The following is a 21,467-nucleotide window of genomic DNA, read 5'->3' on the forward strand; positions in this document are numbered from 1 at the left end:
GGCTCTGGAGTCCTAGATGAACACCCTGACCCTGAAACCTGGCACCCTCGATCTGACCCAGCTGCGCCAGGCCTATCAGCAGCCGCTGCGCGTCGAGCTCGATCCGGCGGCCTATCCGGCCATCGATGCCAGCGTGGCCTGCGTGGAAAACATCCTGGCCGAAGGCCGGACCGCCTATGGCATCAACACCGGCTTCGGCCTGCTGGCCTCGACGCGGATCGCGCCGGCGGATCTGGAAAAGCTGCAGCGCTCCCTGGTGCTGTCCCATGCCGCCGGGGTGGGCGAGGCACTGGACGACGACCTGGTGCGGCTGATCCTGCTGCTCAAGGTCAACAGCCTGGCCCGTGGCTTTTCCGCCATCCGCCGGCAGGTCATCGAAGCCCTGATCGGCCTGATCAATGCCGAGGTCTATCCGCACATTCCGCTCAAGGGTTCGGTAGGGGCCTCCGGTGACCTGGCGCCGCTGGCGCACCTGTCGCTGGTGCTGATCGGCGAGAGCAAGGCGCGCTATCGGGGCCAGTGGCTGCCGGCCCGCGAGGCGCTGGCGGTGGCGGGTCTCGAACCCATAACCCTGGCCGCCAAGGAGGGCCTGGCGCTGCTCAATGGCACCCAGGTGTCCACCGCCTATGCCTTGCGCGGGCTGTTCGAGGGCGAAGACCTGTTCGCCGCGGCCACGGTCTGCGGCGGCCTGAGCGTTGAGGCCATGCTCGGTTCCCGGGCGCCCTTCGATGCGCGCATCCATGCCGCGCGGGGCCAGCGCGGCCAGATCGACGTGGCCGCGGCCTATCGCGAGCTGCTCACTGACAGCAGCGAGGTCTCCCGTTCCCATGCCAACTGCGACAAGGTCCAGGATCCCTATTCGCTGCGTTGCCAGCCCCAGGTGATGGGTGCCTGCCTGACCCAGTTGCGCCAGGCCGCCGAGGTCCTGGAGGTGGAAGCCAACGCTGTGTCCGACAACCCCCTGGTATTCGCCGAGGAGGGCGACGTCATCTCCGGTGGCAACTTCCACGCCGAGCCGGTGGCCATGGCCGCCGACAACCTGGCCCTGGCGCTGGCCGAGATCGGTGCCCTGTCGGAGCGGCGCACCTCGCTGATGATGGACCGGCACATGTCCCAGCTGCCGCCTTTCCTGGTGGAGAACGGCGGGGTCAATTCCGGCTTCATGATCGCCCAGGTCACCGCCGCGGCCCTGGCCAGCGACAACAAGGCCCTGGCCCATCCGGCCAGCGTCGACAGCCTGCCCACCTCGGCCAACCAGGAAGACCACGTCTCCATGGCGCCCAATGCCGGCAAGCGACTGTGGGCCATGGCCGAGAACGTGCGCGGCATCCTCGCCATCGAGTGGCTGGGCGCCTGTCAGGGCCTGGATTTCCGTCACGGCCTGAAGAGTTCGGAACGCCTGGAAAGGGCGCGCAGCCTGCTACGCGAACAGGTGCCCTACTACCAGGAAGACCGCTTCTTCGCCCCCGACATCGAGGCCGCCAGCGCATTGCTGGCCAGCGGCTGCCTGAACGCGCTGGTCACGCCGCGGCTGCTGCCCAGTCTCTGAGAGGGACGCGGTCCGGCAGTCAGAACGCCGGACCGCGCGTTATCATCGGCGTCCCATTTTCCGGCCTGGAGTTCGCGTGAGCAGCACGACACCCCCGCGCTACAAGGTGATCGAGGACTTCCTGCTCGAACGCATCCAGGGTGGTGCCTACCCGGTGCATCACCAGATTCCCACCGAGGAGCAGCTGGCGCGGGATTTCGCCGTCAGCCGCATGACCGCCAACAAGGCCATCACCCGCCTGGTGCAGCAGGGCTACCTGATGCGCCAGGCGGGGCTCGGCACCTTCGTCATCGAGCGCAAGGCCGAATCCTCGCTGCACGAGGTGATGAACATCGCCGCCGAGGTACGCGCCCGGGGGCATGCGTATTCCAACGAGGTGCTGCGCAGCGAGGCCATCGCCGCCGACGACGAGGTGGCCTTGCGCCTGGGGCTGCGGATCGGCAGCCAGGTGTTCCACAGCATCCTGGTGCATCGCGAGAACGGCCTGCCCATCCAGTTGGAAGATCGTTACGTCAATCCGCGCTGGGTGCCGCACTACCTGGAAAGCGATTTCAGCCGCCAGACCCCCAACGAGGTGCTGGTGGCCAGCTGTCCGATCAGCGATGTGGAGCACATCGTCGAGGCGGTACTGGCCAATGCCCAGACCGCACTCTGGCTGGATATCGCCGAAGGCGCGGCCTGCCTGTCGATGATCCGCCGGACCTGGTCGGACGAACACCTGGTCAGCTATGTGCGGCTGCTGCATCCGGGCGACAGGTACAAGCTGAGTTCAACGACCCGGCATCGCTGAGGGGCGTGGAGTGGGGAGGGGTGTTGGGCTTCGCTGCGCTCAGCCCAACCTACGAGACTGTTCGCACGCGCCGATTTGCCCCCTCTCCCTCGGGGAGAGGGTAGCCCCTGCAGCCAGCGATCAGAGCTTGCCCACCAGCGCCACGGCGTCCTGTTTGGCCTGGTCGCGTGAAGCCTGGTCGACCTCGGCACCGAACAGGGTCTTTTCCACCACCACGGTATGCATCCGGTCGATGCCGACCATCTCGCACCAGGTGCGCAGATAGGATTCCTGGTGCTCCTGGCGATCCAGGGCCGCACCGCGGGCGGCGATCACCAGTGCCTGGCGACCGCCGAGCAGGCCATTGAGGCCGCGCTCGTCGAAGGTGAACAGCAGGTCCTTCTGGCTGACCACGTCGAACAGCTGCTTGAGCTTGTAAGGGATGCCGAAATTCCAGCCGGGCACGCCGAACACCAGCACATCGGCGGCCTTGAAGCGCTGTGCCAGCGCCTTGGCCACTGTCCAGGCGTGCGCCTGCTCGGCGCTGAGGGACTCGCCCTGGATGCCGGCGTACTTGGCGTCGAGGATGGGACCGTCGAATTCCGGCAGGTCGCAGTGCCAGGCATCGAGGGTATCCACCTCGGCGTCGGGATGTTCGCCCTGCCAGGCCTGGATGAAGGCGGTGGCGACTTCCAGCGAGGCGGAACGATCCTGGCGGGGCGAACCTATCACGTGCAGCAGTCGGGGCATGGGCGGATCCTCGAGGGATGGGGATTGCGATAACTATAAGCGTCTCGCTGGGGAGCGCCAGCCTCGAAGGGGGGTGTGCCGATGGATGGTCTGGGGGGATTCTCGGCCTGACAAACCGTGTTGGGCGGACCCTCACCCCAGCCCTCTCCCGGAGGGAGAGGGGATGGTCTGGCGCGGGCAGGAGGCTGCATTCCACGCGTTCGGGATGGACCCAGGTGGAAAACGCTGCGCGGTTTTCCACGCTACGGCTGCGATTTGGGACGGACCCTCACCCGGAGGGAGAGGGGGTGGTTTGGTGTGAGCGGGAGCCTGCGTGCGCTGTAGAGTGGACAATGGCGTAGCCTTGTCCACGCGTTCGGCGTCGCACAGGTGGCGAACGCTGCGCGATTTTCCACGCTACGGCTGGGTGAGGGGGAGGCTATGTAGGTTGGGTTGAGCGTAGCGAAGCCCAACAGCTACCCAGCCCACCTCAAGCCGAACCGGCCTCCGTGCGCAGCGCTGGGCCGCGCAGGCCGAGCAGGGTGTCCAGCAGCAGGAACAGCAGCAGGCTGCCGCCCAGCACCGGCAGGCACAGACCGATCAGCAGGGCCGTCGCCGGCACCAGCAGACGCGGCAGCGGCGACAGCTGGCGCCAGAGGGCGAGCAGCCCGGGTTGCGCCGGATCGCGGCTGGGCCGGCGGCGCCACCAGAGCAGATAGCCCCAGACGGTCATCACCAGCAGGCCCAGGGCGATGGCCGCCAGCACCAGCTGGTTGGCCAGGCCGAACAGCACGCCCATGTGGGCATCGATACCCCAGCGGGTCAGCTTGGCTGGCAGCGAGTACTGGGCGAAGCGCACCTGATCGACCACCTTGAAGCTGGTCGGGTCGACGGCGACGGCATCCACCCGGGTCGGCCAGCGCCGGTCGATCTCACTGACCGTCCAGGCCTTGTCGGCACTGCGGGCCGGGCGGATCTCCAGCTTGCCGGCGTCGATGCCGGCGGCGCGGGCGCTGGCCAGTACCCGGTCGAAGGTGGCCGGATCCAGAGCCGGCCCCATGGCCATGTGCATGGCGCCATGGTGATCGGCGTGCTCGTCATGGGCCATGGTGGGTGTCAGCGCGGTGCCCAGGGCGGTCTTCACGCCTGGCGTGGACCAGCCGTAGTGGGCGCGCAGCACGCCGATGTTGTCGCCGGCGAAGCGCGACCAGGTCAGGCCGGTGGCGGAGAGGAACAGCAGGCCACCCAGCAGCCAGACGCCGGTGCAGGCGTGCAGGCCGCGCAGGCCCCGGGCCGGGCGGCGCTGGCGGCGGCGTGCCAACCACAGGGTCAGGCCGCCGAGGGCCGCGACCCACAGCCAGGAGGCGGCCAGCTCGCTGTAGAGACGACCGGGCTCGCCCAGCAGCAGGCTGCGGTGGAACTGGTCGATGGTGGTGCGCAGCGGCAGGATGCCGCTGGTGCCATAGACCGCCAGATCGCCGCGGATGGCGCCGGTGACCGGGTCGATGAACAGCGCTCGATGGGTCGACTCGCCCAGCGCCGGATCATTGAACATCACCCGGGTGGTATCGCCCTCGGCAGGGGCCGGGCGCACCGCGCCCAGGGTCAGGGTGGGGCCTACCGCGGCCTGGGCGATATGGATCTGCTCGGCCAGCGGCAGGGGCTTGCCGCGGCTGGGGGTGTGCAGGGCCTCGGCATAGAGGTGCGCCTCGAGTTGCGGCGTGAGGGCATAGATCAGGCCGCTGGCGGCGGCCACCAGCAGGAAGGGACCGACGAACAGACCGATGAGAAAATGCAGCCGCGCCAACAGCTGCAGCAGCGGCCCCGGCGTCTTGGCGGCCGGAACGGAGGGGTGCGAAGTCATATCGTTCACCACGGAGCGACGCGCAGCCAGCGAGAGGCCACGCGCGGGATTACGAAAAAGGAGGACAGCCGTCTTTCGTCGCCGGGGTGTCAGGGGGCCTGGGGATGGAGCGTGGAGCGTCGTGCGCGCGGTGGCGGCGGCAGGACGCTCTGGTAGCGAGGACGATGAGGATCGCCGGGGCGCAGCAGCCACTGCAGCACGACGGCGGCCAGCGTGGCGAGGAACAGGGTGGCGGCGAAGACGCAATCACCCGTGGGGGAAAGGGTGGTCACGCTGCCGCTCGGCAGGCCCGCATGCATGCCGGCCATGTCACCCTGGGCGGTCTGGGCGTGCAGACCGTGATGGTGCTCGTGTGCCTGGGTAAGGGGCGGCAGGACCGGCAGGGTCAAGCGCGCCAGCATCTGACCGTGGCCCAGGGCGCAGACGAGTCCGTTCAGCAGGATGCAGGCGAGCAGCATCCAGGCGAGCGAGGCGCGCGGTGAACGGACGGTTTTCATGGCGAGGGACTGTATCATCGTCGCGGGCGGCGCACAGCCCGGCCGGCGCGGACCTGCGCCGAAATGTCGCGCCCCTGCCACTGCCAGAGAGACGCACAGGACCATGAGCGAAGCGCCACCCATCACCCTCGAACGGCTCACCGTGGCGGATGACGAGACGCTGAGCTTTTTGCTGGCGAGCTATCACGAGCTGTTCGGTAGCCGGGTCGAGGCGACGGCCGTACCCCGGGATCTACGGCGCTTCGCCGACCACTATGGCGCGGGTCATGGCTGCCTGCTGATCGCCCGGGGCGCCGCCGGAGAGCCCCTCGGCAGCATCGGCTACCGGCCCTACGACCGGCGCTTTGCCCAGCTGGCCTATCCCGGCGAGCGGGTGGTGGAGGTGGTCCGGCTGTTCGTGGTGCCCCGGCAGCGGCGCCAAGGCCTGGCGCGGCGGCTGTTCGCGGCGCTGCTGACCCAGGCGCGACGCGATACCGTGGAGCGCCTCTACCTGCACACCCATCCCTTCCTGCCCGGGGCCGAAGCCTTCTGGCTGGACCAGGGCTTCCGGGTCGTCGCGCGGGAGACGGCCTTGCCCTGGCAGACCCTCCATCTGGACCGATGGCTGGACAGCCCTCAGGCGTCCGCCGGCCCCCGACAGAGCAGATAGGTGTCCATGATCCAGCCGTGTTCTTCGCGCGCAGCGCTGCGTACCCGGTGGATCTCCTCGGCTACCTCCTGCAGCGGACCGGCGATGAGGATCTCGTCCGCCGTACCGACGTAGGCACCCCAGTAGATATGCAGACCGGGCTCGTCCAGGCGGCGATAGGCTTCGTGGGAATCGAGCATCACCACCAGACTGTCCAGGTGCGCGGGGAAGCGCTCCAGGCGCCGGCCGGGGGTGATCTCCAGGGCCTGGCCGATGCGATTGAGCGGCACCCGGTGGCGCGCGGCCAGGGCCTGGACGCTGGAGATGCCGGGGATCACCTCGTAGTCGAAGTCCAGCCGGCCTTCGCGCCGGATCGCCGCCAGGATGCGCAGGGTGCTGTCGTACAGCGCCGGATCGCCCCAGACCAGGAAGGCGCCGCATTCGTCGTCCGCCAGCTCGTGCTCGATCATCTCCACCATCAGCGCCTGCTTGGCGGCGTTGAGATCGTCCACCGCCTGACGATAGTCGCCTTCGCGGCGGCGCTCGGGGATGGGCGCGGTGACGAACCGATAGTCCGCCTGGCGGATGTGGCGGGCGCAGATGGTTTCACGCAGGTGGATCAGGCTGTCCTTTTCCGTGCCCTTGTCGAACAGGAAGAAGGTTCTGGCGCGATTGAGGGCGGCGACGGCCTGGAGGGTGAGGTAGTCGGGATCGCCAGCGCCGATGCCGATGACCAGCAGGGTTTTCATGGGGTGGCCTCGAAGGAAAGAGCGGCGCCCAGTGTAACGGGGGATGTCTTCTCCGTAGAGACTCGGGCAATCGTCATGCTAGTTTCGACCGGTTTGCCTGCTGCCAGGCAGGGATGGACAGGATCAAGGAGGACAGGGGCGTGACGATGACGGCGAGCTGGCGACGGATACCCCGCGGGGTCTGGATTCTGGGTGGGGTGAGCATGTTCATGGACATCTCTTCGGAGATGATCCACAGCCTGCTGCCGCTGTTCCTGGCCACCGGCCTGGGCCTGAGCGTGCTCTACATCGGCATCCTCGAAGGGGTGGCCGAGGCCACCGCGCTCATCACCAAGATCTTTTCCGGCGTCATCAGCGACTACCTGGGCAAGCGCAAGGGCCTGGCGGTGCTGGGCTATGGCCTGGGCGCCCTGAGCAAGCCGCTGTTCGCCCTGGCCAGCGGTGCCGGCCTGGTATTCGGCGCGCGCTTCATGGATCGCATCGGCAAGGGCATCCGCGGGGCGCCGCGCGATGCCCTGGTGGCCGACGTCACGCCGCCGGAGATCCGTGGCGCCGCCTATGGCCTGCGCCAGTCGCTGGACACCTTCGGCGCCTTTCTCGGTCCGCTGCTGGCGGTGGGGCTGATGCTGCTCTGGGCCAACGATTTCCGCGCGGTGTTCTGGGTGGCGGTGATCCCGGCCTTTATCGCCGTGGCCCTGCTGTATTTCGGGCTGGATGAGCCCCAGGCGGCCATCGTCCAGGCACGCACCAATCCGCTCACCCGCAGTCAGCTGCGCAAGCTGCCGGCGGCCTTCTGGCAGGTGGCGCTGCTCGGCGGCCTCTTCACCCTGGCGCGCTTCAGCGAGGCCTTCCTAGTGCTCAAGGCCGAGCAGGTGGGCGTGCCCCTGGCGCTGGTGCCGCTGGTGATGGTGGGCATGCAGCTGGTGTTCTCGCTGTCGGCCTATCCGCTGGGGGCGCTGTCCGACCGGGTCAGCCATCGCACGCTGCTGGCCTGGGGCCTAGTGCTGCTGATCCTGGCCGACCTGGCCCTGGCCTTCAGCAGCGGGTGGACCGGTCTGGCGCTGGGCATCGTGCTCTGGGGCCTGCACATGGGCATGACCCAGGGGCTGCTCGCCGCCATGGTCGCCCGCACCGCCCCGGCCGAATTGCGCGGTACCGCCTTCGGCCTGTTCAACCTGGTCAGCGGCATCGCCCTGCTGCTGGCCAGCAGCATTGCCGGTGCGCTCTGGCACTTCCTCGGCTCCGCCGCCACCTTCCAGTTCGGTGCCCTGGCGGCGACGCTGACGCTGCTGGTGCTGGCAGCCTGTCGCCGCAGCGTGGCACCGCTGGCAGGCTAGTCGAACAGGGGGCGCAGATAGGGCGCCGTGGGACTGGCGGGATCGTCCGCCACCGCCCGGGGCGTGCCGCAGGCGACGATGCGGCCGCCCGCGGTGCCGGCACCGGGACCGATGTCGATCAGCCAGTCGCTGCTGGCCACCACCTGCAGGTTGTGCTCCACCAGCACCACGGTGTTGCCTTCATCGACCAGGCCGTGCAGCTGGCGCATCAGGCGCTCCACGTCGGCCGGGTGCAGACCGGTGGTGGGTTCGTCCAGCACATAGAGGGTGGTGCCGCGGCTGGTGCGCTGCAGTTCGGTGGCCAGCTTGATGCGCTGGGCCTCGCCGCCGGAGAGTTCGGTGGCCGGCTGGCCCAGGCGCAGATAGCCCAGGCCGATGTCGACCAGTACTCGCAGCGCTCGTGCCACCGACGCTTCCGTAGCGAAGAAGGCCAGGGCCTCGTCCACCGTCAGGCCGAGCACCTCGGCGATGGTCTTGCCCTGCCAGCGCACCTCCAGGGTCTCGGGGTTGTAGCGGGCGCCCTGACAGGTGGGGCAGGCGGCATAGACGCTGGGCATGAACAGCAGCTCGACGCTGACGAAGCCTTCGCCTTCGCAGGTCGGGCAGCGGCCCTTGGCGACGTTGAAGGAGAAGCGTCCGGCGTCGAAGCCTCGTTCCTGGGCCTCGGGGGTGGCGGCGAACAGCTTGCGCACCCCGTCGAATAGCCCGGTGTAGGTCGCCAGGTTGGAGCGTGGGGTGCGGCCGATGGGCTTCTGGTCCACCGGTACCAGGCGACGTATACCGCCGAGGCCACCGACTACCTGGCCGGTGGTGGCGGTCAGGGCATCGCCGTCCAGTTCGGGGGCCTCGTCGCCATCTTCGGCGGCGCGCTGGCCCAGGTCGGCGCCCACCAGTTCCAGCAGCGCCTGGCTGACCAGGCTGGATTTGCCCGAACCGGAGACACCGGTCACCGCCGTCAGGCAGCCCAGGGGGAAGGCGGCGTCCAGGCCCTGCAGGTTGTTGCGGGTGACCCCGGCCAGCCGCAGCCAGCCCTGGGGCTCGCGGGGCGGCCGGGTCTCGCGTTGCGGCGTGGCGAACAGATAGCGCGCCGTCACCGACTCCTCGACCTCGGCCAGACCGGCGGGCGGACCGCTGTAGAGTACCCGGCCACCGCCTTCGCCGGCCGCGGGACCAACATCCACCAGCCAGTCGGCACGCTTCATGGTGGCCAGGTCGTGCTCCACCACGAATAGCGAATTGCCCTGGGCCTTGAGGCCGTCGAGGGCTTCCAGCAGCGCCTCGCCATCGGCGGGATGCAGGCCGGCGGAGGGTTCGTCCAGCACATAGACCACGCCGAATAGCTGGGACACCAGCTGGGTGGCCAGGCGCAGCCGCTGCAACTCACCGGAGGAGAGGGTGGTGGTGCTGCGTTCCAGCGCCAGGTAGCCGAGGCCCAGGCGAGTTAGGGTCTGCAGCCGTTCCAGCAATTCGGTGGCCATGCGTTGGGCGGCCAGGCGTTTTTCCGGGGAAAGATCAGGGGTACGGCGCACGTCCGGGGCACTGGCGTGATCGCTGCCGCCGGCGGCCTTGCGCCGGGCGCGATCCTGTTTACCGGCCTTGGCGTCCAGCACGCGGGCATCCTTCGCCGCGTCGAAATCGCCGGCAGCGACCCGGCGCAGCAGCACGGTGAGGTCGTCCAGCGGCAGCCGCGACAACTCGCCGATGTCCAGGCCGGCGAAGGTCACCGAGAGCGCCGCCCGGGTCAGCCGCTTGCCGTGGCACAGCGGGCAGGTCTGGCCGATCATGAAGCGCGCCGCGCGCTGCTTCATCTTGGCGCTCTGGGAATTGGCGAAGGTGTGCAGCACATGGCGCCGCGCCCCGGTGTAGGTGCCCTGGTAGCTGGGCTCGGCCTTGCGCTTGAGCGCGGCACGGGTCTGCTCGGGGGTGAGGCCGGCATAGACCGGCACCGTGGGCTGCTCCTCGGTGAAAAGGATCCAGTCGCGCTGCTGTTGCGGCAGGTCGCGCCAGGGCGTGTCGACGTCATAGCCCAGGGTGACCAGGATGTCCCTCAGATTCTGCCCGCCCCAGGCGGTGGGCCAGGCGGCGATGGCGCGCTGGCGGATGGTCAGCGAGGGGTCCGGCACCATGGAGGCCTCGGTCACCTCGTAGACCCGGCCCAGGCCGTGGCACTCCGGGCAGGCACCCTGGGGCGTGTTGGGCGAGAAGTCCTCGGCATAGAGCATCGGCTGGTCGGCGGGGTAGCGCCCGGCGCGGGAGTAGAGCATGCGCACCAGGCTGGACAGCCCGGTCACGCTGCCCATGGACGAGCGACTGCTGGGCTGGCCACGCTGCTGCTGCAGGGCCACCGCCGGTGGCAGGCCTTCGATGGCCTCCACCTGGGGCACCCCCACCTGGTCGATCAGCCGCCGCGCATAGGGCGCCACGGATTCGAAATAGCGCCGCTGGGCCTCGGCATAGAGGGTGCCGAAGGCCAGCGACGACTTGCCCGAGCCCGACACCCCGGTAAAGACCACCAGGGCATCGCGGGGGATGTCCACATCGACGTTCTTCAGATTGTGCTCGCGGGCACCGCGGACGGAGACGAAACCGGGACGGGGGGAGGAGGGCATGACGGGCGGAAACCTTGTCTGAGAGCGTGCAGATTCGGACCGCGGCACGGCGCAAAGGATCGCCGGGCGATGGCGGACGCCGGGACGGAGATCTCGGCGGCCGCCTGCCCAGTCTCAGAAGTTGTAGCTGACCGACAGCGTCGCGTTGCGTGGCGCACCGTAGTTGCCACTGGTGGCGTTGTTGTACAGCGACAGCAGGTATTTGCGGTCGGTGAGGTTGTTGAGATTGAGCTGGGTGCTCCAATGCTCGTCGAAATCGTAGCTGCCCAGCACATCCACCAGCGCGTAGGCGTTCTGGCGGATGCGGCTGTTGTTGTCGTTCTCGATACCGCTCTGCCATCTCAGCCGCGCGCCGACCTTGGCCTGGGGCAGGCCTGGCAGGCGATAGGTCGCCAGGCCGCGCAGGCTGTGGCTGGGCACGAATTTGCGCGCCCGCTCGCCGTCCGTGTCGTCGATGCGGACATAGGTGTAACCGGCCAGCAGGTCCAGACCGGGCAGCGCCTCGCCGGAGACCTGCAGTTCCAGGCCATGGCTCTGGTAGTCGGTGGTGTCATAGAGATAGCGCGAACCGGCGAGCACCGAGGTGGCGGCCACGTTGCGCTGCGTGGTCTTGAACACCGCGGTGGTCAGGCTCAGGTGATCGTCGAGCAGGTCGCCCTTGATGCCCGCTTCCAGGCTCTTGCCCTCCAGCGGATCGAGTAGCCGGCCATCCAGGCCGAAACTGTGTTGCGGGCTGAAGATCCTGGTCCAGCTGGCATAGAGACTCCACTGCGGATTCAGGTCGTAAACCAGGCCGGTATAGGGGGTGACCTCGCCATGGGCACGGGTGTAGTAGTCGTCGCCATAGCTCAGGCCGCTGGCATCGGCGCTGAGCATCCGCGCACCGACGATCCAGTGCAGGTCGTCGATCAGGTTGAAGCGGGCGCCGGCGAACAGGCTCTTCTGGCGATCGATGAAGTCCTGGGTATGGCCGCTGTCGTCGGTGTATTGCAGCGACGGCTCGGGGACGCCGGCCAGGGAGCCGGAGAGGGTGGTGGGGTAGTAGCCGTCCTCGGCGAGGATCTTTTCGCGCAATTTCTGGTGGGTCCGGCCGTAGCTGGCGCCCAGGGTGAGTTCGTGGTCGCGGCCGAACAGTTCGAAGGGACCGGACAGCCTGGCCTCGCCGATCAGCTGGTGCGCCTTGCTGGCGGAGTGGTCGCCGAAGGCAGTGGCGTCGTCGCCGCTGACCCCGAAGATGTAGTACATGTCGGCGTTCTGTCGCTCGGTGACGCCGGTGGCCGTGAGGGTACCCTGCCAGCCGTTGCCGAAGTCGTGGGTGAATTCAGCGAAGACCCGCTGGGTATCCAGATTCCAGTAGGTCCAGTCCTGGCCGATGCTGGAACTGCGACGGCCGTAGTGCAGCGGAGCGCCGTTCGTGTCGGCCAGCGGCAGGTTGCCCCAGGAGCTGCCGTTGGCGTCGCTGTTGTGCTGGGAGAAACCCAGGGTCAGGGTGTCGGCGTCGCTGAGGTCGAAGGCTACCAGACCGGCCGCTATGTTCTTTTCATGGCCATAGCGATCCAGCCAGGAATTGCCCTTGTCGTGGGCGTAGATGAAGCGTCCGCGCACGTTGCCGGTCTCGGTCAGGGGGCCGGAGACATCGGCATCCACCCGGCGGTTGTCCCAGGAACCGACGCTGGCGCCGAGCCTGGCCTGGAACTCGGCGCTGGGCCGCTTGCGGACGAAGTTGACCGCCGCGGAGGGATTGCCGGTGCCGCTCATCAGGCCATTGGCCCCGTGCAGGACGTCCACCTGCTCGTATTCCGCCAGATCCTGGTCGCCCACCAAGGTGGTGCTGACGAAGGGCATGCCCATGCCGTCGTACTGGAAGCTGTTGATGTCGAAGCCGCGCGAGGTGAACTGGGTACGATCGGTCTCGGTCTGCTCGACGGTGACCGACGGGGCGGCACGCAGGGCGTCCTTGATGCTCTGCAGGTGGAAGTCCTCGACCTGGTCGCGGGTCAGGGTGGTGATCGCCTGGGGTGTCTGGCGTTCGCTCAGTCCCAGGCGCGTGGTGCTGGTGCTGACCGGGCGCCGGTAGCCGACATCGGCGCCGCCGCCTGCGGCACTGGCCTGAATGACGGTCTCGGGCATCGCGAGGGCGGCCTCAGCGCTGCCACCTTCCAGGGCGTAGATACCGGCACCGCGTTCGCTCCAGCGATAGCCGCTGCCACGCAGCAGGTGCTCGAAGCCCTGGTCGAGGGTATAGCGGCCCTGCAGCCCCTGACTGATGCGACCGGCCAGCGGCGCCGGATCGAACACCAGCTGGACCCCGGCCGTGGCGGCGAAGCGGGCCAGTACCGCTTTCAGCGGACCCGCGGGAATCCGGTAGTCACGCCCCTCCGCGGCCGCCAGAGCCGGCAGGGGCAGCAGGGCCAGTCCGGCACCGGCCAGGGGCACGCCCTGCAGGGCGACGGCCAGGATCAACGGAGTGAAGCGTCGGGTGCCGGGTTGCTGCCGGTGGATCTTTGCCATGTCGTGTTGCCGTCCTCTAAAGCGCACCAGGCGCGGGCTGCCACCGCTCCCCATGAGGGTGTCTGCAGCTATCCCGGACGAGCGCGGAAAAGTGCTCAGGGGACGCGGACTTTTTTCGGCGACGTCGTTGACGTTCAGGGGGCGCCCACCGCCACCCAGTAGCGGGTGCGACGGGTGATGCGGATCGGCAGGGTGCGTTGCAGCGCCAGCAGGGCCTGGTCGGTATCGTCCAGTGACAGGGCGCCGGACACCCGCAGCCCGGCGACGGCCGGGTCGCAGCGCAGCAGGCCTGGGCGATAGCGACCCAGTTCGGCCAGCACCTCGGCCAGCGGGCGCTCGTGGGCGACCAGCATGCCGCGCGTCCAGAGGCTGGCATCCTCCTCCACCGGCGTGATGCGCTGCACGCCACGGGTGTCGAACCAGGCCTGTTGCCCGGCAGCCAGGCGTACGGCAGCGCCCCGTTGCGGACGCACTTCCACGCCGTGGGCGAACACCGCGACCCAGCACAGCGCCTCTTCCAACCGCACGCTGAAACGGGTGCCCAGGGCCTCGATCTCGCCTTGTGCCAGGTCGATCACGAAGGGTCGGCGCGGCACGACCGGATCGGCATGGGTGGTCACCAGCACCTCGCCCCGTCGCAGGTGCAGGCGGCGGGTGCCTTCGTCGAAGCGGACGTCCAAGGCGGAGTCGCTGTTCAGCACCAATTGGCTGCCATCGGCGAGTAGCACGGACCGCCGCTCGCTGATGGCGGTCGTCAGCTCGGCACCCAGCGTATCCAGTCGCAGGGTGCGCAGGGCCAGCCAGCCGCTGGGAGCCCCCACCAGCAGGGCGGTGAGCAGGCGCAGGGTGCGCCGCCGGCTGAGGGCCCGGTCACCTGCGCGGCATAGCGCCTGCTGACCGATATCCAGCGGAACGCTGGCGAGGGCACCCATGACCCGCTCGGCCCGTGCCCAGGCCGCGCGATGGGCCTCGCTCTGCGCTCGCCAGCGCTCGAAGGCCTGGCGCTGCGCCTCGTCGGCGTCGTCGAAGTTCAGCGCGAGTAGCCACTCGGCTGCTTCTTCGAGCAGCTGCGGTGCGGGAGGACTCATGCTTCGCCGGCCACCAGGCAAGCCACCAGGGCGCGCTGGATGTAGCGACGTACGGTGATCACCGCCAGATCCAGCCGCACGGCGATCTCGGCCAGGGTCAACCGCTGGAATTGCGCCAGCAGGAAGGCTTCCCGTACCGGGCCGGGCAGGCCGTCGAGCATGGCATCGATGCGCAGCAGGGCGTCGACGATCAGCCAGTGCGTCTCCGGCGAAGGTACCTGGGCCTCAGGGAGATGGGCGATGGCTTCGCGATAGGCGCGCTCCACCTCCTGGCGTCGCCAGAGATCGATCACCAGCCCCTTGGCCACCTGCACCAGATAGCGCCGCGAGTCCTCACGCAGCGGCAGCCGTCCGGAGCTGAGGATGCGCAGATAGGTGTCCTGGGCGATGTCCGCCGCATCCGGCGCGTTGCCCAGCCGCCCGCGTAGCCAGCCGCTGAGCCAGCCGTGATGATCGCGATAGAGCCGATCCAGGGCGACGGTGGGCGAGCCGGAAGACAGGGCAGGGCGCATGGAAGATCCTTGGCGCGAGCGCCGGTCTTAAATGATAAAGCGTCTCATTTTAGTTAAAGCCTGAAGGGCGCACAATGCGTGATCGAGCGGATCGACGAAGCGGGCAGGTGGCCAAAGGGCAGGTGGGCTCCGCCTGCCGCATCCGGTCTGGACCGAGCAGACCCGCGCGGAAGAGGCGGGAGCGAGAAGCGCGGCCCGAGGCGGTTAGCCCCGGGTCGGTCTCAGGGTGGCCTCAATCCTGCGCATGCTCCAGGGCATAGGCGCGGCAGTGGGCCAGGTAGCCCATCTCGTGGGCGCCCACCAGCTGCACCACGCTGCTCCACAGCCAGGAGGGCGCATCCAGGGTGCGGGTGCGATTGCGCTGCAGATCGCTCATCCACTCGACGCGGGTGGCCAGGTCCATCTGCCGGGCATGGGCGCGGCCGACCACCCGGGCCAGGTAGGCCGCGGCGCTCATGGCTTCGCGGGCGCTGAGTTCGTCCAGTTCCAGCTTGAGATCCTGGGGCAGCAATTCGCGGATGAAGAAGGAGTGATCCAGCAGGCGCACCGCCAGCATGCGATTGCCCAGGGCCGGGGAGAGCTGGCGGGCACCTTCCACCACCCGCTTGCCGTTGTCGCGGGGCATGGTGGCATGGGCCACGCGCGGAGCGGCGGCGGCCACCGCCTGCTTGACGTCGATCAGGCAGTAGTCCTGGTCATCGCCATCGTCCACGCCCAGCAGCACGGCGTAGCGGCGCAGGCCCAGGGAGCTGCAGCCCTTGACCCAGTAGGCACTGTCGAGCAGTTCGACGCGGCTGTCGTGGCTGCGGCCCTTGAGCGAGGTCACCAGGGCATGGATGCCCGGCGTCTCGCACAACTCGGCGATGGCCTGGCGCTCGGCCTTGCTCAGCTGCCAGAAGTGCTTGCCCAGCGGCAGCTTGGGTCGAGTGTTTTCCATGCGCTCCTTGGCCAGGTGCTTCCAAGTGCGCTGCACCGCGCTGCGCATGCCGGCCTTGACCTGGGCCGGCCGCGGCACCTCGCGCTCGAGATCGTCCTCGAAGGCTATCTCGTAGCCGCGCATCATCTCTTCGAGCATCCGCGCCGTGGTCACCCCCGGCAGGTCGGAACCGCGCGCCGCGGTGGCCAGCGACAGCGCCAGGCGCACCAGGTCATGGGCCGGATTGCCGACCACGGTCTGGTCTAGGTCGCGGATGTTGACGTCGGTGGAGCCGTGCAGGTCGCCGGTGGGGCCCAGGTTGCCGGCATGGCAGTCGCCGCAGATCCATACCGCCGGCCCATTGGGCAGGTTGCGGCCGGGCTGGCTGTGCAGCCACTCGTAGAACTGCACCGTGCTGCCGCGCACATAGGCGTGGGCGGAACGGGCCATTTTCAGATTGCGCAGCTGGTTGAGGCGGGGGAGACGATCGACGGGACGCGGGGTTTTCATGCAGGGCGCAGGCCTTGAGGGAGACGCCTTTGTGACCGTTGCGCTGGATGAATGTTGCGAGGTGTTTCGGCAAGTCGATCCCGGCCAGGTGCCGGGATCGAGGGGGACGGGCTGCGGGGAGGCCTGGCGCTAGCAGCGGAACTGGCTGATCTGGCGATTCAGGTCGTTGGCCAGGGCGTCCAGGGACACCGCGGTCTGCACCGTCTCGCCGATGGCTTCGCTGTTCTGCTGGGCCATCTGCGCCAGACGCTCCACGGTACGGGCGACGTCGTGGCTGGCAGCGGTCTGCTCGCGCAGGGCCAGGGAGATCTGGTTGACCACCCGCACCACCTTGTCCGAGGCGGTGTTGATGCTGACCACCGCCTCACCCGCCTGGTTGGCCAGGTCGACCCCGCCATTGACCTGGCGGACGCCCACCTCCATGTCGCTCATGGCCGCCTGGGTCGCCGCCTGGATCTTCTCGATCATGGCGGCGATCTCCTGGGTGGAATTGGTGGTGCGTTGCGCCAGCTGGCGCACCTCGTCGGCCACCACGGCGAAGCCGCGTCCCTGTTCGCCGGCCCGCGCCGCCTCGATGGCGGCATTCAGCGCCAGCAGGTTGGTCTGGTCGGCGATGCCCTTGATCACGCTGACGATGGAGGACACCCGCTCGGAATGCTCGCCCAGTTCGCCGATGCGGGTGGCCGAGGACTGCACGGTACCGGCAATGGATCTCATACTGTCCACCGAGGCCTGGATGGTCTGGCCGCCATCCTGGGCCAGCCGGCCCGATTGGCTGGAGAGGTCATGAGCCTCCCCGGCATTGTCCGAGACATGGTTGATGCTGACGGTCAGCTCTTCCACGGTAGCCGCCATGCTGGAGGCGGCGCTGGACTGTTCCTGGGCGGCGGCGGACAGCTGCTGGGAATTGGCCGAGATGCTGTGGGAGGCGGCGACCAGGTGATCGGTGCCCTGCTTGATCCCCTGGATCATGCCGCGCAGCTTGTCCTGCATCTGGGCGAAGGCGGTCAGCAACTGGCCCAGTTCGTCGCGCCCGCCAGCGGGAATCGGTGAATCCAGTTGGCCGGCGGCGATGGTACGGGCGACGGCGACGGTCTGGGCCAGCCGGCCCACGATGGTGCGGGTCAGCGACAAGGCGATGCCCAGCGCCAGCAGGGTAGCGAGCACGCCGCCACTGATCAGGATCGTCAGGGCCTGCTGCTTGGCGTCGTCCATCGACTGGGTGCGGCCGTCCAGCAGGCGATTCTCGCGGGTCTTGAGCTGTGCCAGCAATTCGCGCATGCCATCCATCCTGCCCTTGTCCTGGGCGGTGGCGATGCGCGCGGTCAGGGCGTCCAGCGGCTGGGTACCGGCATTGACCTGCCGGCGCAGGGCCAGGATCTGCTGCACGGACTCAGAGTTCCACTGCTGCTTGGCCTGGCCCAGCTGAGCCAGGCCGGCCTGCTGCTCAGGGTTGTCGCGGGTGAGTTGAGTGAGTTCCTGCAACTGCTCGGCGAACTGCTGCTCGCCCTTGTTCAGGGGATCGAGAAATTCTTCCTTGCCGGTCAGGGCGAAACCGCGCATCCCGGTTTCCATGTTGACCAGCGCCAGCAGGGCCGCATCCGAATCCTGCAGGACGTGGTAGGAATGGATGTTCTGCCGGACAGCCTGGTTGACCTGGTTGAAGCCCTGCCAGGCCGCCAGGATCAGCGCCAGGATGATGACCAGAATGGTACCGAAGCCGAGTCTGAGTTTGTTCGCGATGGTCAGCTGTTGCAGCATGGAAAGGCCTCACGCGCCAGGTTGTCGACTCACGCCCAGGGGGCAACGTTTTGGGGTACGGCAAGCTAGCGGAGGGGAACGCGACTGATCCGTGTCTTGCGTCGACGGTGGGGACGCGTGGCTCCTGATAGTGCCGATACCGCGGATGACTCCAGTCGCGCCGCGCCTAGCCGAATGCAGGCCGAAAAAAGGCCGGTATTTCGCGCGAGAGTGGCAGGCTAGAGCCTACGAGCCTGGTCTTTGAGCGGTCACTCCTGAAAAAGTTTTGTGTGACGCAATAAACATTTTTGCGCTTCGCAGAGGCGGTGGCGGACGGTCCGCCGCGAAGGACAGCCGCGAAGAAGGTGCCGTCAGCGTTCCAGGCGGGCCAGCCGGCGAGCCAGTTCGCCGGCTTCCACCGCGCTGGCGACATTGGTGAACCCCAGCAGCAGCCCCTGGGCCTGGGGCGTTTCCAGATACCAGCGCGACAGGGCCTGAACCCCCAGGCCGTCGGCCCGGGCGGCCTCCGCCCAGCGGCGATCACCGCCCTGCGGTAGGCGCGCCAGCAGGTGCAGCCCGCCGGCCTGCAGGTCGATCCGCACCGCGTCACCCAGGCTGTTCGCCAGCGCCTCGGCCAGCCACTGGCGGCGCTGTCGGTAGAGACTGCGCATACGGTTGAGATGGCGGGCGAAATGCCCTTCTTCCAGAAAGCTCGCCACCGTGGCCTGCAGCAGCAGGGGCGCATGATTGTGCAGCCGGTCGGCGCTGCGACCGAAGGCGGCGACCTGCGCGGGCGGTACCACCAGGTAGGCGAGGCGCAGACCGGGAAACAGCACCTTGCTGAAGGTCCCGGTGTAGAGCACCCGACCGCCGTCATCCAGGCTCTTGAGCGCGGGCAGCGGCTTGCCCTGGTAGCGGTATTCGCTGTCGTAGTCGTCCTCGATGATCCAGGTGTTCTGCCGCATCGCCCAGTTCAGCAGTGTCAGCCGCCGAGGCAGGGCGAGGGACACGCCCAGCGGACTCTGGTGACTGGGGGTGACCAGGGCGCACCGGGCGGCCGGGGCCCGGGCGAGACCGGCGGCGACGTCCAGTCCCGCCGCGTCCACGGGCACCGGCACCAGATCCAGGCCGGCGCCCTGCAGCGCCTGGCGGGCGATGAAATAGCCGGGCTCCTCGAACCAGCAGGCGTCGCCAGGTGCCAGCAGCGTCTGGACGACCAGGTCCAGGCAGGCGCGATAGCCCGCGCAGACGAACACCTGCTCCGGACGACAGGCAATCCCGCGGGACAGGCCCAGGTAGGTGGCGATGCCGGCGCGCAGACCGGCGTGACCCCGGGCATCGGGATAGATCAGTCCTTCCAGGCCCTGGCTGCGCAACTGCCGCGCGGCGAGGCGCGTCCAGCCTTTGCGTGGAAAGGCGTCCAGCGCCGGCAGGCCCAGCTGCAGGGGCAGCGGCGCGCCACCGGCATGAATCGCCGCGGCGTCCGGTGAGGAGGGTACGGCCGGTGCTGGAGCGGCCGGGCAACGCCACTGGGGCGAGACGATGGTCCCGGCCGGACCGCGCGGCAGCAGAAAGCCTTCGGCGATCAGCTGCTGATAGGCCATCTCCACCGTCCCCCGGGCCACGTTCAGCTCCGCCGCAAGGGCGCGCACCGCAGGCACCCGGTCACCGGGTCGCAGGCGCCCTTCGTCCAGCGCCTGGCGAAAGCGCTGATAGAGCTGCCGGTAGAGCGGCAAGGCGAGGCGACTGTCGAGGGCAGCGGTGAGGGTCATGGCCTGGTCGTTTATATCTTTCTTGGCTCTATAGCCTAGGCCATCGGCTGCCTAGAGTGGGTCATCTTTCCCGGAGACAGCCGTCATGCCCCTGACCTTCCAGCCTTTGTTGCCCGATCATCCGCTGTGCCTGGCCAGCCTGACGCTGATGCGGATATTGCGCCCGCATCTGGACGATGCCGAACGTTACCAGGCGCAACTCCAGCGCCAGGCGGCCCAGGGCTACCGGCTGCTGGCCGCCCTGGAGGAGGGCGAGGTGGTTGGTCTGGCCGGGTATCGCGAGCTGGAGAATCTGCTCTACGGCCGCTTCCTCTATGTCGATGATCTGGTCGTGCAGCCGGCTCGTCAGCGCGACGGCCTGGGTGGACGGCTGCTGGCGGCGGTCCGCAGCGAAGCCCTGGATCGCGGCTGCTCCCATCTGATCCTGGATACCGGTCTGCACATGCCGCTGGCCCAGCGCTTCTATTTCCGCCAGGGCCTGCTCGCCCGCGGCCTGCATTTCGCCGAGCGGCTGACGGGGGCGGTGACGCCATGAAGACCGCCCTCCATGTCAACGCCAGCCCACGTCCGGCCACCTCCCAGGGCTATCGGCTGGCCGGTGAACTCCGGGCCGCGCTGAGGCTGAGCTGGCCTCGCCTGGAAGTACTGGAGCGGGATCTGGCCGCCATGCCGCTGCCGCCGCTGAGCACCGACTATGCCGAGGCCCTGACCCGGCGCACGCCACCGCAGGCAGCGGTATTCGCCCTGTCCGAGGCCCTCATTGGCGAACTGGAGGCCAGCGACCTGCTGCTGATCAATACGCCGCTGCACAACTTCACCCTGCCTGCGGCGCTCAAGCTTTGGCTCGACTACGTGCTGCGCATCGGCCGCACCTTCGCGTCCACCACGGAGGGCAAGCGCGGTCTGCTGGCAGACCGGCCGGTCTACCTGCTGGTCGGCTCGGGTGGTCATCACCGTGGCCCCCAGGCGCGGCAGCCGGACTTCCTCACCTCCTACCTGCGCCATGCCCTGGGCACGCTCGGGCTGTTCGACCTGCACTTCATCTATCTGGAAGGCCTGGTCGGCGACCCGGCTGATGTGGCCGACACCCTGGCGTCTGTCCGTGAACAACTCTCCCGCGAGGTGCCCTTCCGCGCGCTCGCCAACCCTGTGACCGCTACCCGGAGTAAACCATGAGCCAACTGCGACTGCCGTTTTCCACCCTTTCACCCGCCGCCTATCAGGGCCTGATCGCCACGGGCCAGGCCCTGGCGCAGAGTTCGCTGGGCCTGGAGCTGGTGGAGCTGATCTATCTGCGCATCTCCCAGATCAATGGCTGCGCCTTCTGCCTGGGCAAGCACGCCGAAACCCTGCGCGAGCAGGGCGTCAGCCAGGCCAAGCTGGATCGTCTGGCCGGCTGGCGCATCAGCAACCTCTTCGATGCCCGCGAGCGCGCTGCCCTGGAATGGGCCGAGACCCTGACCGCTGTCGCCGAGAAGGGCGCCCCCGACGCGCTCTACGAACCACTCAAGGCGCAGTTCAGCGACGCGGAAATCGCCGACCTGACCTTCGCGGTGGCGCTGATGAATGCTTTCAACCGGCTGGCAGTGGGGATGCGCCTCTAGGCGAAGGCAGGCCGCAGCGAAGGACGATTTCCGGACTTCGCTGCGCTCCCGGCAGGCAGGGCGCTCGGCAGTCGGAGTCAATG

At 68.4% G+C, this 21,467-nt stretch carries 18 protein-coding genes; 7 read left to right on the forward strand and 11 right to left on the reverse strand.

The features are described from left to right. Positions 1–16: 16 nt before the first annotated feature. On the forward strand, positions 17–1,549 hold the full coding sequence (hutH, locus tag AABM56_RS06635) for a histidine ammonia-lyase (protein WP_133859774.1): 1,533 nt from the start codon (positions 17–19) through the stop codon (positions 1,547–1,549). A 76-nt stretch (positions 1,550–1,625) separates the two neighbouring features. Continuing rightward, a complete protein-coding gene (hutC, locus tag AABM56_RS06640; RefSeq protein WP_133859773.1) occupies positions 1,626–2,339 on the forward strand; it encodes a histidine utilization repressor in 714 nt (237 codons plus the stop codon). 120 nt (positions 2,340–2,459) lie between these two features. Here the strand turns inward: hutC and AABM56_RS06645 are convergent, their stop codons facing one another. The 3 genes from AABM56_RS06645 to AABM56_RS06655 form a co-directional block, all read right to left on the reverse strand. Then, positions 2,460–3,068 carry an NAD(P)H-dependent oxidoreductase gene (locus AABM56_RS06645; protein WP_133859772.1) on the reverse strand — a complete coding sequence of 203 codons (609 nt, stop codon included), beginning with the start codon at positions 3,066–3,068 and terminating at the stop codon, positions 2,460–2,462. 469 nt (positions 3,069–3,537) lie between these two features. Then, on the reverse strand, positions 3,538–4,911 hold the full coding sequence (locus AABM56_RS06650) for a PepSY domain-containing protein (RefSeq protein ID WP_133859771.1): 1,374 nt from the start codon (positions 4,909–4,911) through the stop codon (positions 3,538–3,540). Between the two features lie 89 nt (positions 4,912–5,000). Next, positions 5,001–5,408, reverse strand: coding sequence for a hypothetical protein (locus tag AABM56_RS06655; RefSeq protein WP_347883921.1), 408 nt, complete (start codon positions 5,406–5,408; stop codon positions 5,001–5,003). A gap of 103 nt (positions 5,409–5,511) precedes the next feature. Between AABM56_RS06655 and AABM56_RS06660 the strand changes: the two genes are divergently transcribed. Continuing rightward, positions 5,512–6,057, forward strand: a complete 546-nt coding sequence (locus tag AABM56_RS06660) for a GNAT family N-acetyltransferase (protein ID WP_347883922.1) — start codon at positions 5,512–5,514, stop codon at positions 6,055–6,057. Here AABM56_RS06660 and cobF read toward each other — a convergent pair. Beyond that, positions 6,024–6,785, reverse strand: a complete 762-nt coding sequence (gene cobF / locus AABM56_RS06665; protein ID WP_133859768.1) for a precorrin-6A synthase (deacetylating) — start codon at positions 6,783–6,785, stop codon at positions 6,024–6,026. The genes AABM56_RS06660 and cobF overlap by 34 nt on opposite strands. Before the next feature lie 203 nt (positions 6,786–6,988). Here cobF and AABM56_RS06670 point away from each other — a divergent pair, with 203 nt between their 5' ends. Beyond that, positions 6,989–8,122 carry an MFS transporter gene (locus AABM56_RS06670; RefSeq protein ID WP_263259205.1) on the forward strand — a complete coding sequence of 378 codons (1,134 nt, stop codon included), beginning with the start codon at positions 6,989–6,991 and terminating at the stop codon, positions 8,120–8,122. Here AABM56_RS06670 and AABM56_RS06675 read toward each other — a convergent pair. The 7 genes from AABM56_RS06675 to AABM56_RS06705 all read right to left on the reverse strand — a co-directional run bounded on the left by AABM56_RS06675 (position 8,119) and on the right by AABM56_RS06705 (position 19,780). Next, positions 8,119–10,731, reverse strand: coding sequence for an excinuclease ABC subunit UvrA (locus AABM56_RS06675; RefSeq protein ID WP_133859767.1), 2,613 nt, complete (start codon positions 10,729–10,731; stop codon positions 8,119–8,121). The two genes, AABM56_RS06670 and AABM56_RS06675, sit on opposite strands and share 4 nt — an antisense overlap. Positions 10,732–10,845: 114 nt before the next feature. Further along, positions 10,846–13,242: a TonB-dependent siderophore receptor gene (locus AABM56_RS06680; RefSeq protein WP_347883923.1), complete on the reverse strand. Its 2,397-nt coding sequence runs from the start codon at positions 13,240–13,242 to the stop codon at positions 10,846–10,848. A 134-nt stretch (positions 13,243–13,376) separates the two neighbouring features. Continuing rightward, positions 13,377–14,330: a FecR domain-containing protein gene (locus AABM56_RS06685; RefSeq protein WP_133859765.1), complete on the reverse strand. Its 954-nt coding sequence runs from the start codon at positions 14,328–14,330 to the stop codon at positions 13,377–13,379. After that, the gene (locus AABM56_RS06690; RefSeq protein WP_074584476.1) at positions 14,327–14,842 is read right to left on the reverse strand and encodes a sigma-70 family RNA polymerase sigma factor; all 516 of its coding nucleotides are present in this window, start codon (positions 14,840–14,842) and stop codon (positions 14,327–14,329) included. Before AABM56_RS06690 ends, AABM56_RS06685 begins: the two co-directional genes overlap by 4 nt. 232 nt (positions 14,843–15,074) lie before the next feature. After that, a complete protein-coding gene (locus AABM56_RS06695) occupies positions 15,075–16,268 on the reverse strand; it encodes a DUF2252 domain-containing protein (protein WP_133859764.1) in 1,194 nt (397 codons plus the stop codon). A 129-nt stretch (positions 16,269–16,397) separates the two neighbouring features. Next, a complete protein-coding gene (locus tag AABM56_RS06700; protein WP_133859763.1) occupies positions 16,398–18,029 on the reverse strand; it encodes a methyl-accepting chemotaxis protein in 1,632 nt (543 codons plus the stop codon). Between the two features lie 350 nt (positions 18,030–18,379). Beyond that, positions 18,380–19,780, reverse strand: a complete 1,401-nt coding sequence (locus AABM56_RS06705) for a PLP-dependent aminotransferase family protein (RefSeq protein ID WP_133859762.1) — start codon at positions 19,778–19,780, stop codon at positions 18,380–18,382. Positions 19,781–19,865: 85 nt separating this feature from the next. On the opposite strand from AABM56_RS06705, the gene AABM56_RS06710 reads away from it, so the two are divergent. From AABM56_RS06710 to AABM56_RS06720, 3 genes are read left to right on the forward strand one after another with little or no spacing between them, the layout of a single operon-like run. Continuing rightward, positions 19,866–20,315, forward strand: coding sequence for a GNAT family N-acetyltransferase (locus tag AABM56_RS06710; protein WP_133859761.1), 450 nt, complete (start codon positions 19,866–19,868; stop codon positions 20,313–20,315). After that, complete coding sequence (locus AABM56_RS06715) at positions 20,312–20,956, forward strand: FMN-dependent NADH-azoreductase (RefSeq protein ID WP_133859760.1); 645 nt, start codon at positions 20,312–20,314, stop codon at positions 20,954–20,956. The genes AABM56_RS06710 and AABM56_RS06715 overlap by 4 nt, the downstream gene beginning before the upstream one ends. Then, the gene (locus tag AABM56_RS06720; protein ID WP_133859759.1) at positions 20,953–21,384 is read left to right on the forward strand and encodes a carboxymuconolactone decarboxylase family protein; all 432 of its coding nucleotides are present in this window, start codon (positions 20,953–20,955) and stop codon (positions 21,382–21,384) included. Before AABM56_RS06715 ends, AABM56_RS06720 begins: the two co-directional genes overlap by 4 nt. Positions 21,385–21,467: the final 83 nt, after the last annotated feature.

The sequence above is a fragment of the Pseudomonas aestiva genome (genome assembly GCF_039908605.1).
Classification (GTDB): domain Bacteria; phylum Pseudomonadota; class Gammaproteobacteria; order Pseudomonadales; family Pseudomonadaceae; genus Chryseomonas; species Chryseomonas aestiva.